Here is a 15,637-nt window from a genome sequence, read left to right as displayed (position 1 = left end):
AAATAGAGTGATTGAGTGCAACTGTTCAATTGAAGGCAGTAATTAGTTGAATTGAATTATTTTCCAGTGCATTAGGGTTGCAGCGATTTACTGAATTGGTGCGAGTGCTTGTTTTGTGAGTGTGATTAGGGCAACCTACTGGTCTGCTAAGTCCCTTCAGTCAGCAGGATGCGCCAATCATGTTCATTCAAGTTAAGAATGTTATCAAGCCGGTAATGGTTCAACGCCTCTTCTTAAATAAACATCATCAAAACGTTTTATATCATCTTCACCAAGATAGGCTCCGCTTTGTACTTCGATTACATACAGTGGAGCATTTCCCGGATTACTCAGACGATGCAGCGTATTTTGCGGGATGTAAGTGGATTGATTTACAGACAATTGAATTTTTTGTTTCCCGTTAATCACTTCCGCTTCTCCACCGACTACGACCCAATGTTCTGCTCGATGCTGATGCATTTGTAAGGATATTTTTGCTCCTGGTTTTAGCATGAGGCGTTTTACTTTAAAGGCAACACCTTCGGCTAAAATTTCGTAGTAACCCCAAGGGCGATTTACCCGTTGGTGATCCTGGGTCAGGTGGTGATGTTCTTTGCGCAATGAATTAACCAATTCTTTGACTTGTTGCGAGTATTGTTTATCGGCAACCAGAACAGCATCACTGGTGGCTACAATGATTTGGTTGTTAATTCCTACGGTTGTTACGAGTAAGTGTTCACTGTTAATTAAACAATTGTGACTGTCTTGTGCGATGACTTTGCCGGTTATTGTATTTCCGTGCTCATCTGGCTGATTTGCATCAGCAACAGCAGCCCAACAGCCCAGATCACTCCATTGCATGCTTACTGGAATAACAACCGCTTTGTTTGTTTTTTCCATGATCGCATAATCAATCGATTCATCTTTACATTGGGAAAATAGTTCCAAATCCAGTCGTACAAAATCATGATGGTGCTGAGCGTGAATCAAGGCTTGTTCACTGTATTGATGGATGCTGTGTTCCAATTTATTCAATTCTTCCAGATAAACGCCAGCCGTACAGACGAACATCCCGCTGTTCCAAAAATAATTGCCGTCAGCAATAAATTCAGCAGCAGTTTGAGCATCGGGTTTTTCTCGGAAGCTTAGTACTTGTTTCACATTTTCGCTTAATTCCAATCCTGACTCAATGTATCCATAACCTGTCTTTGGGCTATCAGGTTCGATGCCAAATGTGACAATTGCCTTATGTTCAAGGGCATATTGTGCACCATCGAGCATCGCTTTTTTCCAGGCACGATCATCAGCTATCCAGTGATCTGAGGGCAAGACCAGCATGATCGCATCATGTCCTGCTGTACGCACTAAATGATGAGCAGCGCAGGCAATTGCAGGCGCGGTATTGCGTACACAAGGTTCCAGTAAATAAGTGGTCTGTGTATCAAAATCCTGCAGTTGCTCCTGGCAGAGAAAGTAATGAGCATCATTACTCACTATGGTGATGCGCTCGTAATGTAAACTGGTCGCTCTTCTCATGGTTTGTTGCAAGAGAGAATATTCACCATTTAATGTGAGAAATTGTTTTGGGAAGTTCTGGCGGGACAGTGGCCATAACCGCGTACCTGAACCTCCAGCAAGAATTACAGGAAAAAGAGTAGTCGTCATCACATTCCAAGTTGTGGCATAATTGGCCAGCATTTTAACAGGAAATTTTAAGAGCAGGCAATGCTCAAAGTAGACGAGGTGTTATTTTATGAATAAAGCAGTTGTGTTGCTATCTGGTGGGCTGGATTCAACCACTTGTCTGGCTCTGGCAAAATCCAGGGGCTTTGCCTGTTACGCAATCAGTTTTTCATACGGTCAAAGGCATTCTGCTGAGTTACTTGCGGCTGCGAGGATAGCGCAGCATTATGGTGTGGTCGAGCACAAGATAGTTAATCTGGATACCCAATTATTTAGTGGTTCTGCGTTAACAGATCAATCCATTGATGTTCCTGATTATCTGGACAGTCCAAAAATACCGGTTACTTATGTTCCTGCTCGAAATACGATATTTTTATCAATGGCATTGGGTTTAGCTGAATCCATCGGTGCCAGAGATATTTTTATAGGTGCCAGTTCAGTCGATTTTTCCCATTACCCGGATTGTCGGCCTGAATTTATTCAGGCTTTTCAAAATATGGCAAATTTGGCGACCAAGGCGGGTATTGAAGGGGACTCATTTCGTATTAACACCCCCTTGCAGCATTTAAGTAAAATTGAAACCATTCAGTTGGGGATACAATTAGGTGTTGATTACGGAATGACGGTTTCGTGTTACCAGGCAAATAACAAGGGCGAGGCCTGTGGTTCTTGCGATAGTTGTACTTTCAGAAAACGGGGTTTTTCTGGATCTGGAATAGACGATCCGACGATTTACCAAATCGCTGGTCATAATTAATTCATTTAGATGCAAGAAATGATACAATCACCCATTTTTTGTGCTGAGGTCATGCTATGTGGTCGATAATAAACGAATGGTTTAAAAGAAATAAATCTTATTTGACGATGCTGTTTCTCTCATCATTGACCGTCGGTTTACTCGCCGGCATTTTAAGTGTCATCTTTCCACCGGTTCTGTTTGCCTTTTCCACTATAACTCTCTTCGGCATCACTCCATTGGCATTTTTGACGACTTTGCCTTCCCCACTCGCTGCGCTTGCTTTAAGCGCCATCATGGTCGGGATCAGCGCTGGCGTGCTTGCCCCAGGCATAATGGTCGTGAAACAATTGACTACTATTGGAATTCATCTGTACGCTTTATTTACACATGAGGAACAGCACGAAACAGACATCCTTACGACGGGAACCTATAATTATTTTAATCAGTATTTTCAACCTGATTCGTATGATTATGTTGAAAAAGATGATGACGAGGAGTTTTATGAATTGAGCTCCGATAATTCTTCTGATGATGCAGACGACAGTGTTTTACTAGTTGAACATTCTATCGATTCTACAGAATCAAACAGCCGTCCGACTCTGGGTTGAATGTTAGTGCGGTGCATTGATAATTCATCAATGCATTCCCAACGTTTTGCGCTTTATGCTTGTGAGAATGGTCACAAAAATTGGCCATAGCTTTAGGATGTGAGCGCAACAGAGCATTTATTGGCATAAAATGTACTATTGTAAAATTATTTAATCAATTATGATTAATTGCGATCAATTAATTTTGCCTTTTAGGTAAATATATTTAATATTCGATCAAAGAAGAACCAGTTCAATTTACACTTTTGTTACAACATCTTGCACGTTTTGGATTCTCAACCCGGAACATGGTTGCTACAATCCGTTTGGTTTTATAACTTTGGAGTAACAAAATGACATTTAAGGATATTGCAACAGGTGTTTTTTATCTTCCTGCCAGGACTTTTTCTGGTATGACCAATTTATTACTAGGATCTACTTATATAGACGCTGACGGTGAAGAAGCAATACGCCCTGGCTTATTTAGTGTGATCGTTGATGTATCCAAAATGGTTGGTAATTTCATTCTTGATGCGACCAAAGCTGTTGCAAGAGGCATTTCTGCTTTTATCGGTAATCATCAAAAAGCGATAGCTGTTGCATTTTGGGCTTCATTGGTTACTGCTGGTCTTGCTGTCCTCTCTGTTGCATTTTGGCCTGCCGCCCTTTCTGCCGTTGCTAATTTTGCAATTGGTGGGGTCTCTATTGCTTCACTTGTGGGTGCTGGTTATGTTGCTCAATTGTGCGCTATTGGTGGTCTTGCTACTGCAGCAACCAGCGCTGTTGTTTATGTCAGTGCTGCTGTTATTAACACAATCACTGGCATTAGAGATTTCTTTTTTAAACCTAAAGGGTCAAATGGTTTTCAAGACAATTCGGCTTACCAAGGACTTGGTGATGTGGATTCAATAAGTACAAAAAACAATCCCATGTCCAGTTTGATGTCTACTCAAACTAATGCTGATTCAAGTTTATTGAAACTAGACTCTTCTGATGAAGCGCCAATATTTACTCCAGCAATTTTCGCAAAAGAAACTTCGTCTGCACAACCAACTGAACCTCTAAATGGTGAGCATACAGTCGAAAATCCATCCAATGCAGCAGGATGCTAATCATTACATCGTGCAGTTATTAAGAAGCGCGGCTGATGCCGCGTTTTTTATTCTTCGCCCCAACGTTTGAGCAAACCACTTTCCAGATCAAACAAATCCAATACTCTGCCTACTGTTTCATCCACCAAATCGGCTATGCTTTGCGGTTTGGTATAAAAAGCTGGAACGGGCGGGTATATGATGCCTCCCATTTGTGTAATGCTGACCATATTGTTAAGGTGACCAAGATGCAACGGAGCTTCTCGAGGAATCAAAACCAATTTTCTGCGTTCTTTCAAAACAACATCAGCAGCGCGGGTGAGCAAGGTACTGCTAACTCCAGAAGCAATTTCCCCCAGGGTTTTCATTGAGCATGGGGCGATAATCATCCCCATGGTTTTAAATGATCCGCTGGCAATACTGGCACTCACATCGGCACAAGGATGATATACGTCAGCCAGGGCTTTAAGCTCAGCAGAGCTGAGTTCTGTTTCATAGGCTCGTGTTAACTGTCCGGCTTTACTGACTACCAGATGGGTTTCTACAGATAATTGCCTTAATACCTGCAGTAGCCTGATGCCATAGATTATCCCGGAAGAGCCGCTGATGCCTATAATAAGGCGTGGTTTATTGGTCATGGTAATTCGCTTTACAAAAAGAATTAGTTTGATATTAGCAAATTATTGAAAATAAAACTTGATCCTGGTTGTTATACTGAACGAAATACATTCTTTTATACTCGTGAAGCGGTGAACATGACTTATTTTTTTAGAAGAAATTGATGGGAAGTCCAGAATTGTCGAGCCACGGCTGTCCCATTAAAAATATGACGTCTTTCCGAGCGTAGCGAGGAATCTCCTGCAAGGTTGCACGATCCCGTTACAATGCGGCCATTAAAATCATATCAAGAGTTGAGTCTCCCCTGCCAGCCTTTTTCTGCAGGCGCCTAATGCTCATATCCTTAAATTTCTTTAGCGTGTCGAAATGATATAAAAATCCAGGTACATCTTCTGATGACAACATTAAATTCCTTGTAAAAACAAAGAGTTTAAAAGGAAATGATAATTAATGCATTAATTCAGATTGTGCCAATTTGCAGGAGATTCCTCGCTACGCTCGGAAAGACGTCACATTTTTAATGGGACAGCCGTGATTGTCGAGTATTTGCATGCAGCATTTAATCTGTCTTTGCGTTATAATTACCCGTTTTTCTACTGATGAGTATTCGAGATCTATGTTAACACAACGCAAAATGCTGGTGACCAGCGCTCTTCCTTATGCTAATGGACATTTACATCTGGGACATTTGGTAGAACATATCCAGACGGATATTTGGGTCCGTACTCATAAAATGCTGGGTATTCAATGCATTAGTGTCTGTGGTGATGATGCACACGGGACTCCTATTATGCTTAAAGCGGAGCAAATGGGCATTACCCCCGAGGAGTTGACTGCCCAGATCAAGTTAAGTCATGAGAGTGACTTTAAAGCATTTGCTATTGATTACGATTGTTATCACACGACTCACTCCCCTGAAAATCAGATGTTGGCTTCAGCTATTTATGAAAAGTTACAGGCCGGTGGCGATATTATTAAAAAAACGATTCGTCAAGCTTTTGATCCTGAGAAAAAAATGTTTCTGCCTGATCGTTATGTTAAAGGCACTTGTCCTAAATGCGGTGCTCTGGATCAATATGGGGATAATTGTGAGGTTTGTGGCGCAACATACTCTCCAACTGATTTAATAGATGCGGTATCGGCAATTTCAGGTGCAAAACCAATAGAAAAGGATTCAGAGCATTATTTTTTTGATTTGCCAAAATATGAAACATTATTAAAACGATGGACTGCTAATGGACATTTGCAAACAGAGGTGGCCAATAAGCTGGAAGAATGGTTTGCGGCTGGATTAAAACAATGGGACATCTCCCGTGATGCGCCCTATTTTGGATTCCCAATCCCTGGTACAAAGGATAAATATTTTTATGTTTGGCTGGATGCACCTATAGGGTACATGGCAAGTTTTAAAAAATACTGTGATGAGCAGGGTGTTTCCTTTGACGAGTTCTGGGATAAAGATTCAAAAACTGAATTATACCATTTTGTTGGTAAGGACATTGTCTATTTTCATGCCCTGTTCTGGCCTGCCATGTTGGCAGCAAGCGGTCACCGCACACCTACAGCGGTTTATACGCACGGATTTTTAACAGTGGATGGGCAGAAAATGTCCAAATCACGGGGTACATTCCTCGAGGCTCGAACCTATCTTGCGCATTTGCATCCCGAATATTTACGCTACTATTTTGCTGCTAAATTGAACGGACGGGTTGACGACATTGATTTGAATTTTGATGATTTTACTAACCGAGTGAATGCGGATCTGGTTGGCAAAGTAGTTAATATAGCAAGCCGTTGTGCAGGATTTATTAACAAACGCTTTGATAATTATTTGAGCCATTCTTTGGCTGAGCCCCAATTATACGCTCAATTGCTTGCGGCTAAAGAAACAGTAATTGAGTCTTTTGTATCCAGAGATTATGCTCGCGCCATCAGGCAGATTATGGATTGTGCTGATAAAGTCAATCAGTACATCGATGCCAATAAACCCTGGGTTCTGGCTAAAGAGGAACATCGTTTGGCCGATGTTCATGCGATTTGCACCATGGGGATTAATTTATTTCGCATCTTGATAACCTACCTGAAACCAGTATTACCTATGATGGCTCAGGCCGCAGAGCAGTTTTTGAATTGTGACGCGTTAACTTGGGATTCCATTAATCAGCCGTTGCTGGATCATCAAATCAATACCTTCCAGCCTTTGATGGTTCGAGTAGAAAAAGAAAAAATTGATGCCATGTTTGCTCAAACCAAGGAGTCTTTGATGACTGCACCAGTAGTTGAACAAAAAACGACGACCGAAGAGAATACGATCAGTATTGATGATTTTGCTAAAATTGATCTGCGGATTGCAAAAATTATATCAGCGTCACCTGTTGAAGGCGCAGATAAATTATTGTGCTTGAAACTGGATTTAGGCGATTGCCAGAAACAGGTTTTTGCAGGAATAAAAAGTGCTTATGAACCGGAAGATTTAGTCGGCCGATTGACGGTGATGGTTGCTAATTTAGCACCGCGGACCATGAGGTTTGGTGTTTCAGAAGGGATGGTTTTGGCTGCAGGTGATGGTAAAGGAATTTTCTTATTACAACCCGATTCCGGAGCGCTTCCAGGCATGAAGGTGAAATAATGACAACAGTCAAGGAGGTTGATGCGCTTTTACCGCAAACGCAATGCGGCGAGTGTAATTATCCTGGATGCATGCCTTATGCGGAAGCTTTGGTTCAAGGTACCGCTCTGATTAACCAGTGTCCTCCGGGAGGAGCTGAAACGGTCAAGGCTTTGGGTGCTCTGTTGCATGTTGATCCTGCGCCTTATTTAGATGAGGTCGCTGAACGTACACGCCAACCTTCTGTTGCGGTGATTCGTGAGGCAGAGTGTATTGGCTGCACTAAATGCATCAAGGCCTGTCCAGTTGATGCAATTATTGGTAGTGGTAAATTAATGCATGCGATTATTGCTCATGAATGTACAGGATGCGGATTATGCGTTGAACCCTGCCCGGTGGACTGTATTGAAATGAAGACGCTTGAAGAGCCGGCATACAACAAGGATAGAGCTCGTGACCGCTATCATGCCCGGCAAGCACGTTTGTTGCGAGAGGAGCATGAAAAGCAACAAATTTATCGAGAAAAGCGCCAATTAGCACTGCAATCAAAGGATCATCTGGATGATAAAAAGGCGAAACAGGATTACATTCAACAGGCCCTGGCTCGCGTTAAAGCGAAAAAAATGTGATGAATAAGCAAAAACGACGCGAGATCTTTGAACGTTTTCGTAACCTGAATCCTCATCCAACAACGGAACTGAAGTATCAATCCCCCTTTGAATTGTTAATCGCGGTTATTCTTTCTGCGCAAGCGACTGATGTGAGTGTGAATAAAGCAACAGAACATCTGTATGCTGTGGCCAATACACCGCAAAGTATTCTTGATTTGGGGCTGGAAGGATTGAAAGGCTATATCAAATCCATTGGCTTGTATAACAGTAAAGCGCAAAATATTATTAAAACCTGCGACATCCTGATGAACCAATATCATGGTGAAGTGCCGAATCAACGAGATGCTTTGGAATCATTACCAGGAGTAGGTCGTAAAACTGCCAATGTGGTTCTTAATACCGCTTTTGGACAACCGACTATGGCTGTTGATACGCATATATTCCGAGTAGCCAATCGTATTGGTTTGGCAAAGGGCAAAACTCCTCTAGCCGTAGAGCAGGGGCTTTTAAAAAATGTTGAACCTGAATTTTTACATGATGCACACCATTGGTTAATTTTACATGGTCGCTATGTATGTACCGCACGTAATCCTCAATGCAGTACTTGTCCTATTAAAGATTTATGTGAATATAAAGATAAAAATACTAGAGGCTGTTGATATTTCATTATATTCAAGCCTACTTTCCGCGACTTGTTCGCGGAATCGATAGATCGTGCGCAAAACAAGAATATATTGCGCCTATAAAGAGTGAATTGGATCCCGCGAACAAGTCGCGGGACGTCGAAGCTTGAATTGTCAACAGACCCTAAAACACTCTAAAATGGGTTCTAATGAGTTCATGTTACGAAATGAGGTGTTTTGATAAACGATAAATGAAGTTGTTATTCCATATTGGTAACTGCCCCATTTATTCCGATCACCGAGAAGGATTGCCAAAGACATACGAAGCCGAATTAAAAATATCTTTTCAATGCCTTACTTGAGCTTGAGCATTTTATCTATATGAAAAGGATTTTTATAGAGTGCTTTTTCTCAGGGCAAAATTTTTTTTTCAATTTTCAGCAAAATGACCTTTTAAAAAACTGGTATTTCTAATTTATTAGCCCTAGAATGAAGTTCTGCTGTAGCAAGGAGAGCGTTATGAGCTGGTGGTCATCAGTAGTTGATGGAGTTAAGGCTGTAGGCACTAAATTGAAAGATGGAGCCCAATGGCTTTGGAATAATACTTCAATATCAAAAATTACAACAAGTGTGTTTACCTATACAACAAACACAACTTTTCAGATATTGGAACAAGGCTTGGCCTGGCGAAAAGCTGTTCCAACATTAATCAATAATCCCGCAGCAAGAAACATTGTCAATGGTATGGCTTACATTGCTGTACATGATGTGTTACGCATTGTTGCTCTGAATTGTGTTAATAACTCAGTTCAAAATTATTTCCGTGAAGGTCATGATGCAGATCCCTGGTTTACGCCTTACTCGGCTTTTTTAGCGGGATTATCATTAGTCCATTATGGCGTTAAAGCATATACTTACCGGGAAGGGACACAATCTTTGATGCGCATTACCATCCTGGATTCAGTCGGTCCTTCTGCATTTAATTCAAACAAAGTAATAACTCCTCCCACTTTATGTAAAGATTTGGATTGTAATTTCAAGAGAAAAACAAAAGGGATACTAAGAGAGCCTTTTATCCTGGCAGCCAATGACTTAATCACCTGGGCTATAAGTTGTATTCCTTACGTTGGGGAAACAACGTCTCAAGGGATTAGAATCTTTTTTAACGGGCGTTATATTACACGATTGGTAACGCCTGAGCGTTGTGAACGGCACAAGGCGATGATGCAGGAATCTGTTTTAGCTTTAGGCTTGACCTATGAAGCATCAACGATGATCATGGATTACATACTGGAATCCACGGTTGGAGTTCCCCCGTTTCTGTTTCATCGCACAATGAAGCATTTATTGCTTTTATTGCATGTTAATCTCGCAGCGCATATGGCTATTCCTTTAGTAGAAGATAAAGATGCGACTTTGATGTTCGATCCATTGAATATTTATGAGCGAGTGTGTCGTTTTATAGCGGATGTGATCTTTGCTGGCTTAATGAAAAGAATACCAATTGATTTTAAACCGGTAAAAGGTGCCCCTCCTTTAATACCGTTATCTCCCGCTTTGAAATACGGTACTTCATTATTAAACAGCGATAAGGAGCGGGAAATTAAAACGGCTCCAGGATTTTTTAGTAAATCATTTAATTCAGTACGTGCCTTGGCTGCGCCAACTATTTTTCAAAGTTGGCGTGATTTTATAAACGATCCCATCATTTCGAAATATTGGCATGGAATACAACAAGGCAGTTTAAATACCGTTAAAATAATATTGAGCTATAAGGAAAGTAAAACCAAAACAACCTTAGGATGGGTTCCTCCCAAAGCAGTGGCTGTAGCGATAAATCTTAAATTCGGAATACCTAAAAGATTAACGCAGTTTTTGATCATGCTGAGTAAAGAGGAAGATTTTTGGGATTTTATGGATGCTTTAAAATCCTGGCTGGAGCGGAACAATATTAAGGGCGAAGTGCAATTGGTTCCTCATGGCGGCATTGATTTGCCAGGTGAGAGAAGACTGGAGCCTGTTCCAATAGAAGAGAAAAAACAACCAAGCGAGCCTCCAGATCAATTGATTTCGACTCGGACTCAACAGCAGGAAGTAATTTCTGCCGAGCTATTAGTACCCAATCAGCAATTAAAGCAACGCGCCAGCGTACCGTTTTCTGCTGAAAGTTTATTTACCAGGAGAGGTCGTGAGGAGTCTGCAAAAATCGAGAGACAACCTGTTGGGTATTATATGTAGGTCCCGGTTGAATTGTTTGAGGCAGCATGCAATGGGCAGCTGCTTCAAAATAATTTTTTACGTTTGAAGTAAAATAACATTGAAATAGCTAAAATGGTCATCAAGGTCAGGACTACAGGATAACCATAACGCCATCCCAGTTCTGGCATGAATTCGAAATTCATTCCATAAACCCCAACGATAAAAGTTAATGGAATAAAGATACTGGCAAACATAGTGAGGATTTTCATAGTCTCATTCATTCGATTATTCAAAGTTGAGAGGTATATATCCAGCATGCTGGATGACATTTCACGATGCAGATCGATAGATTCTACAAGGCGAATACAGTGATCATAGAGATCGCGAAAATAAAGATTGTAGCGATTGTTTATAAATCCTTCATCATTGGTTAACAAGAGATGCACTATATCCCGTAATGGAGCTATTGTTTTTCTTAGTGTGATGGTGCGTCTTTTGGTCATATAAAGTGATTGAAGTTCTATGGTTTCCGGTTTTTTTATTAATTGATCCTCTATTTTTTCAAGCAGAGTGGACGTTTCTTCAACAAAATTAAAAAAATCATCAACTATATAATCCATGATAAGATAAGTCAGATAATCGCTCCCATGCTCGCGAACCAGAGAGTGTTCTGCACTGAGTCGTTTGTAAAGAGGGGATAAGTCATAATTTTGCGATTCTCTGAATGTGATTAACAAATTTTGTTTGATAATTAAACTGAACTGTTCTGTAGAATAGGTTAATTGGTCTTTTGGTGTTTCCAATAATTTAAAAACAATGAACAAATAATCTTCGATAATATCGATTTTAGGTCTTTGTCGAGTGTTCAGTAAATCCTCAATCACAAGGGGATGAATTTTGTATTCACTGCATATTTTGGTAATTTCTTTGCTGTTTTCCAATCCTGCTACATCGATCCAGACATGTTTTCCTTCATTCAGCGCAGAATTTATTTTATCAGCATGAAAAGTACTGAGCATTTTATAACTTTGGGTATCATAAATATGAACATTGATCTGAGTTGGTTTGGGTGGGTGCTCGCCTACATACACGGCAGTGCCTGGCAATAATCCTGTTTTGGAGGACGCATGTTTTTTGTGATTGCTCATTTAATGCTCGCTTTTGATGAATTTTGGAAAATAACAGCATCTACGTACCTTCTCAGTAGGTCCTGGAAGTGTCATCTCGAACGAAGTGAACCATCTGAACAGTGGCTTTATTTTGAGAGCCTTCACTGATTGCAGGATGACAAAACTCCCTGAGTTATTGAGTAGTTACCATTGTATTGTTTAGCTTAACAGGATTTCCGGGGTGTAGTCGACCTGTCATGAATGGATAGGAGGTTACTTAATTTGCTCTGCTTGCTATATCAAAGACTATGGTGTTATATTGACGAACTGCTTAGCTTAATAAAAAGCACTTGTTTGATAGTACATAATCAAGCTTATCCTTCCTGGATTGGTCAATGCAGCGGCTTGTTAAATACTGTATGGCTGCTTGAGTTCGTGAAGATAGGGGCGCGTGTTATATAATGGAAAAAATCTGAGTATGAAGCAATCCTTGTCCTTACACCACACCCCAGGGTTTCTTTTTCTGTCGGTTAGTGTAATTACCTGCCTGATTTTATTAATTAACGTATCGTTTAAAATTATTATTCTTCAGGGCTTAGTATGTTCCATGAGCAGTTTGCTTTGTCCCTTAATTGCAGGGGTGTATTTATTCACATTAAGGCATTGCACGTTTAAAGAGCAGCGCCATGTGCTGAATATCTCTTTAATGACCCTGTATATTTATTGCATTGGTGTTTATGTGCTGGTTAACCTGCCTGCAGCTGAGTTCATGCACGACAATCCTGTATATCAGATTGTATTTGAAGACATCCCCAAAAAATTTTTCGCAACTACGATCTCTTTTGCTTTAAGTTTTTATTTACCCCATTTATTATTCTGCACCAAATCAAGCTCCATCCTGTCTTCACCAAAACAGTGCGTTATTCTTGCACTATTTGGAGGAATTGGTTTTTTTACCATGGATTTTTATTTACTTTTTTCAGCACCTCATGCTCATAGTTTCAAACAGATTTTTATTGATTCATTCATGGTCGCCTCACTGGTATTGTTGATTATTGGAATAAGTTATTTGTCTTTTATCTTGGATGAAAACCAACTCAATTCCGAGCGGATTGATGATAATTCAAATGAGCCCTCGCCTGTTTATCATTATCTTCTTTGTTCTGCTGTTGTCGTTATGTTGATGTGTCTTGCGTGTGAATACCGTATCGTGTCATTTACCAAAGACGGTATCCTTGCGGCAAGTTGTATTTTTTTTCCGATTACTATGATAGTAAGCACAGTAATCGGTGAAATATGGGGGTATAAAGCGAATTTAAAATTTGCTATGGCATTAATCGCGACTCAGTTGGCTTTTGATACTTTGTTAATGGGAATAGTAGCTCTTCCATCGCCAACTTTTTATAATTTGAATCCATTTTATTACTATATTTTACCCAGAAGATTACCTGCAGATTCTTTATCGTTATTTGTCACGTTTATTAGCAACGCTATGTTGATGCACTACTTAAAAATTCTGAAATGGGAACTCAGTCGTCCTGTAAGGGTTTTAATAGCTAATGTTTGTGCCAGTTCTTTGTTATGTCTTGTTGATTACAGCGTGCTGTTTGGAGGTATCTATTCCTATGAACAGATTTTGAATTTAGCAATAAACGTTTGGCAATATAAATTATTGATGACTTTGATCTCATTACCACTTATTTTTTGGTTGTGTAATATGTTGAAAAAAAATTTCACGCCGATGTACCGTGTCATGGATAACCGGTTTAATTGCCCTCGGTAATTTTATTTCTCTTCTCAACCTATATTCTCATGAAGGTGATTCTAGTGAGATCTCGATAACATTTGCGAGGATTTCCCACTAAAAAAAGGATCGTTCATGCTTGAAGTCCAGATGTCAGTTTTTTTTCGTGATTCAGTTAATGTCAATTCATCTGGGGGCACATTAATATAATGTGCCATATTCCCGCGTAGGGGGAACAGAGCAATGAGCCTCAAGTTTTTCTTGATAAAATGCTAAATGTACAGTTTCAAATGTTATCTAGATCTCACTAGAATCGCCTTCTCCCTTCGGGAGAAGGTGCCGACAGGCGGATGAGGGGATCATAAACCTATTCAAGCCGACTTTCCCCGACTTGTTCTGGTAATCGAGAGATCTCGCTGGGTTCGCGAGGAGTTCAGGCATTTATATCCAGAGGGTCATGTCTTGTTAGTCGCGGAAGTGTAGATTTCGTTTGTATTGAAAAAGAGTGAGTGATGTTTAATCCCCTCATCCGCCTGTCGGCACCTTCTCCCGGAGGGAGAAGGAGATTCTATTGAGATCTAGATAACATTCGTGAGGATTTCTCACTAAAAAAGAGGATCGTTCAGGCTTGAAGTCCAGATGTCAGGTTTTTTTCGTAGGTCTTTGCCATCCATACAATGTTTTTTGTCGCGATTCAGTTAATGTCAATTCATCTGGCGGCACATTTTTGCGAATCGTGCTTCCGGCTCCGATAGTGGCATTTTTGCCAACGGTAACAGGGGCAACCAATTGCGTATCCGAGCCAACAAAAACTCCATCTTCAATAATGGTCTGGTGTTTGTTTACCCCATCGTAATTACACGTAATGGTTCCTGCACCAATATTGACTTTTTTTCCTATGTTCACGTCACCAAGGTAACTTAAATGACTGGCTTTGCTGCCCTCATCAAATACTGCTTTTTTGGTTTCAACAAAATTGCCAATTTTACATTCCGCTGCCAATTGAGTGCCTGTTCTAAGCCGTGCAAAGGGACCAATATCGCAATTATTCGCTATCTGACATCCTTCCAGCACGCTGTTTGCGTAGACGGTGCATCCCGCTCCCAGGGTTACATCTTTTAAGCTGCAGTTAGGGCCTATAATGCAACCATCCCCTAGAACGACGGTGCCAGAGAAGACACAATTAATGTCAATGTAAACGTCTTTACCGCAAACCAGATCGCCACGCAGATCAAAGCGGTTTGCGTCTGCCAACCCAACACCTTGCTCCAGAAATTGATCCGCAACACGCTTTTGCCATATTCTTTCCAGCTGCTGTAATTGCAAACGATTATTAACTCCCTGGATCTCAAAATTATTTCGGGCAGTTAATGAGGTTATCGGCGTTTGATTCTCAACTGCTAAAGCAATAATTTCGGTCAAATAATACTCGCCTTGCGCATTATTATTGCCTAATTTGGGTAGCCATACTTCCAAATCAGCTGCTTTAGCGCAACATATGCCCGTATATATTTCTTTTATTTTCTTTTCTTGCTCATTTGCATCCTTTTCTTCTACAATGGCATAAATTTCATCTTGGTTGTTTCTAATAATGCGTCCAAGACCACTTGGGTCTTCGAGATTGGCAACCAGGAGTGCGAGAACGGATTGATGTGAGTGTGTTGATTTACTGCATTCAAGCAGTGCTCGAAGGGTATCCACCTGAATGAGCGGAACATCAGCAGACAACACAATGACTTGTGCTTGAGGCGGTATATGAGGTAGCGCTTGCATTACGGCATGCCCAGTGCCCAGTTGCTCTGCCTGATGTACCCAATGCACAGGTAAATCAGGGAGTGAATTCTTTATTAGTTCACCACCATGGCCATAAATAACGTGGATTGCATCAGGATTGAGTTGCTGTGCGGTTTCAACTACGCGGGCAAGCATTGCTTTTCCGGCTAGTTGATGAAGGACTTTAGGTGTATCGGAATACATTCTTTTGCCTTGACCTGCAGCTAAAATAATAATTTGTAAATTCATGAGATTTGTGATTTCCTAGGTTAG

Annotated in this window: 13 protein-coding genes; 8 read left to right on the top strand and 5 right to left on the bottom strand. The window is 40.7% G+C overall.

All coding sequences use genetic code 11. From position 1 onward, the window contains the following. Positions 1-204 precede the first annotated feature (204 nt). Positions 205-1,644 (bottom strand): mannose-1-phosphate guanylyltransferase/mannose-6-phosphate isomerase, encoded by a 1,440-nt coding sequence (locus tag G543_RS0100705; RefSeq protein ID WP_028382808.1) that lies wholly within the window; start codon positions 1,642-1,644, stop codon positions 205-207. An 88-nt stretch (positions 1,645-1,732) separates the two neighbouring features. Here G543_RS0100705 and queC point away from each other — a divergent pair, with 88 nt between their 5' ends. From queC to G543_RS18225, 3 genes are all read left to right on the top strand, one after another. Further along, the gene (queC, locus tag G543_RS0100700) at positions 1,733-2,419 is read left to right on the top strand and encodes a 7-cyano-7-deazaguanine synthase QueC (protein WP_028382807.1); all 687 of its coding nucleotides are present in this window, start codon (positions 1,733-1,735) and stop codon (positions 2,417-2,419) included. 56 nt (positions 2,420-2,475) lie between these two features. Next, positions 2,476-3,009 (top strand): hypothetical protein, encoded by a 534-nt coding sequence (locus G543_RS18865; RefSeq protein WP_133141353.1) that lies wholly within the window; start codon positions 2,476-2,478, stop codon positions 3,007-3,009. Positions 3,010-3,341: 332 nt separating this feature from the next. Beyond that, positions 3,342-4,100, top strand: coding sequence for a hypothetical protein (locus G543_RS18225; RefSeq protein WP_051190535.1), 759 nt, complete (start codon positions 3,342-3,344; stop codon positions 4,098-4,100). A 47-nt stretch (positions 4,101-4,147) separates the two neighbouring features. Here the strand turns inward: G543_RS18225 and G543_RS0100685 are convergent, their stop codons facing one another. Both G543_RS0100685 and G543_RS18860 read right to left on the bottom strand, forming a co-directional pair. Then, entirely contained in the window at positions 4,148-4,717 is a 570-nt protein-coding gene (locus G543_RS0100685) for a UbiX family flavin prenyltransferase (RefSeq protein ID WP_028382806.1), read from the bottom strand. Positions 4,718-4,958: 241 nt separating this feature from the next. Then, entirely contained in the window at positions 4,959-5,102 is a 144-nt protein-coding gene (locus G543_RS18860; protein ID WP_155824900.1) for a hypothetical protein, read from the bottom strand. Positions 5,103-5,313: 211 nt separating this feature from the next. Between G543_RS18860 and metG the strand changes: the two genes are divergently transcribed. From metG to G543_RS0100660, 4 genes are all read left to right on the top strand, one after another. Continuing rightward, positions 5,314-7,326 carry a methionine--tRNA ligase gene (gene metG / locus G543_RS0100675; protein ID WP_028382805.1) on the top strand — a complete coding sequence of 671 codons (2,013 nt, stop codon included), beginning with the start codon at positions 5,314-5,316 and terminating at the stop codon, positions 7,324-7,326. After that, entirely contained in the window at positions 7,326-7,934 is a 609-nt protein-coding gene (locus tag G543_RS0100670; RefSeq protein WP_028382804.1) for an RnfABCDGE type electron transport complex subunit B, read from the top strand. The genes metG and G543_RS0100670 overlap by 1 nt, the downstream gene beginning before the upstream one ends. Further along, positions 7,934-8,575, top strand: coding sequence for an endonuclease III (gene nth / locus G543_RS0100665; RefSeq protein WP_028382803.1), 642 nt, complete (start codon positions 7,934-7,936; stop codon positions 8,573-8,575). Before G543_RS0100670 ends, nth begins: the two co-directional genes overlap by 1 nt. 483 nt (positions 8,576-9,058) lie before the next feature. Continuing rightward, complete coding sequence (locus tag G543_RS0100660; protein WP_028382802.1) at positions 9,059-10,777, top strand: hypothetical protein; 1,719 nt, start codon at positions 9,059-9,061, stop codon at positions 10,775-10,777. A gap of 44 nt (positions 10,778-10,821) precedes the next feature. Here the strand turns inward: G543_RS0100660 and corA are convergent, their stop codons facing one another. Beyond that, the gene (gene corA / locus G543_RS0100655) at positions 10,822-11,886 is read right to left on the bottom strand and encodes a magnesium/cobalt transporter CorA (RefSeq protein ID WP_028382801.1); all 1,065 of its coding nucleotides are present in this window, start codon (positions 11,884-11,886) and stop codon (positions 10,822-10,824) included. Between the two features lie 439 nt (positions 11,887-12,325). Here corA and G543_RS0100650 point away from each other — a divergent pair, with 439 nt between their 5' ends. After that, a complete protein-coding gene (locus tag G543_RS0100650) occupies positions 12,326-13,630 on the top strand; it encodes a VUT family protein (RefSeq protein ID WP_028382800.1) in 1,305 nt (434 codons plus the stop codon). A 603-nt stretch (positions 13,631-14,233) separates the two neighbouring features. Here G543_RS0100650 and glmU read toward each other — a convergent pair. Next, complete coding sequence (gene glmU, locus G543_RS0100645; RefSeq protein WP_028382799.1) at positions 14,234-15,613, bottom strand: bifunctional UDP-N-acetylglucosamine diphosphorylase/glucosamine-1-phosphate N-acetyltransferase GlmU; 1,380 nt, start codon at positions 15,611-15,613, stop codon at positions 14,234-14,236. Positions 15,614-15,637 lie beyond the last annotated feature (24 nt).

The organism is Legionella moravica DSM 19234, assembly GCF_000423305.1.
GTDB classification, from domain to species: domain Bacteria; phylum Pseudomonadota; class Gammaproteobacteria; order Legionellales; family Legionellaceae; genus Legionella; species Legionella moravica.
This window is presented reverse-complemented; position numbering and strand designations above follow the sequence as displayed.

Bases quoted from the DNA above. Each gene is read 5' to 3' on its own strand.
- nth (WP_028382803.1), top strand. From the start codon at position 7,934: ATGAATAAGCAAAAACGACGCGAGATCTTTGAACGTTTTCGTAACCTG.
- G543_RS0100705 (WP_028382808.1), bottom strand. From the start codon at position 1,644: ATGACGACTACTCTTTTTCCTGTAATTCTTGCTGGAGGTTCAGGTACG.
- glmU (WP_028382799.1), bottom strand. From the start codon at position 15,613: ATGAATTTACAAATTATTATTTTAGCTGCAGGTCAAGGCAAAAGAATG.
- queC (WP_028382807.1), top strand. From the start codon at position 1,733: ATGAATAAAGCAGTTGTGTTGCTATCTGGTGGGCTGGATTCAACCACT.
- corA (WP_028382801.1), bottom strand. From the start codon at position 11,886: ATGAGCAATCACAAAAAACATGCGTCCTCCAAAACAGGATTATTGCCA.
- metG (WP_028382805.1), top strand. From the start codon at position 5,314: ATGTTAACACAACGCAAAATGCTGGTGACCAGCGCTCTTCCTTATGCT.
- G543_RS0100650 (WP_028382800.1), top strand. From the start codon at position 12,326: ATGAAGCAATCCTTGTCCTTACACCACACCCCAGGGTTTCTTTTTCTG.
- G543_RS0100660 (WP_028382802.1), top strand. From the start codon at position 9,059: ATGAGCTGGTGGTCATCAGTAGTTGATGGAGTTAAGGCTGTAGGCACT.
- G543_RS18225 (WP_051190535.1), top strand. From the start codon at position 3,342: ATGACATTTAAGGATATTGCAACAGGTGTTTTTTATCTTCCTGCCAGG.
- G543_RS18860 (WP_155824900.1), bottom strand. From the start codon at position 5,102: ATGTTGTCATCAGAAGATGTACCTGGATTTTTATATCATTTCGACACG.
- G543_RS0100670 (WP_028382804.1), top strand. From the start codon at position 7,326: ATGACAACAGTCAAGGAGGTTGATGCGCTTTTACCGCAAACGCAATGC.
- G543_RS18865 (WP_133141353.1), top strand. From the start codon at position 2,476: ATGTGGTCGATAATAAACGAATGGTTTAAAAGAAATAAATCTTATTTG.
- G543_RS0100685 (WP_028382806.1), bottom strand. From the start codon at position 4,717: ATGACCAATAAACCACGCCTTATTATAGGCATCAGCGGCTCTTCCGGG.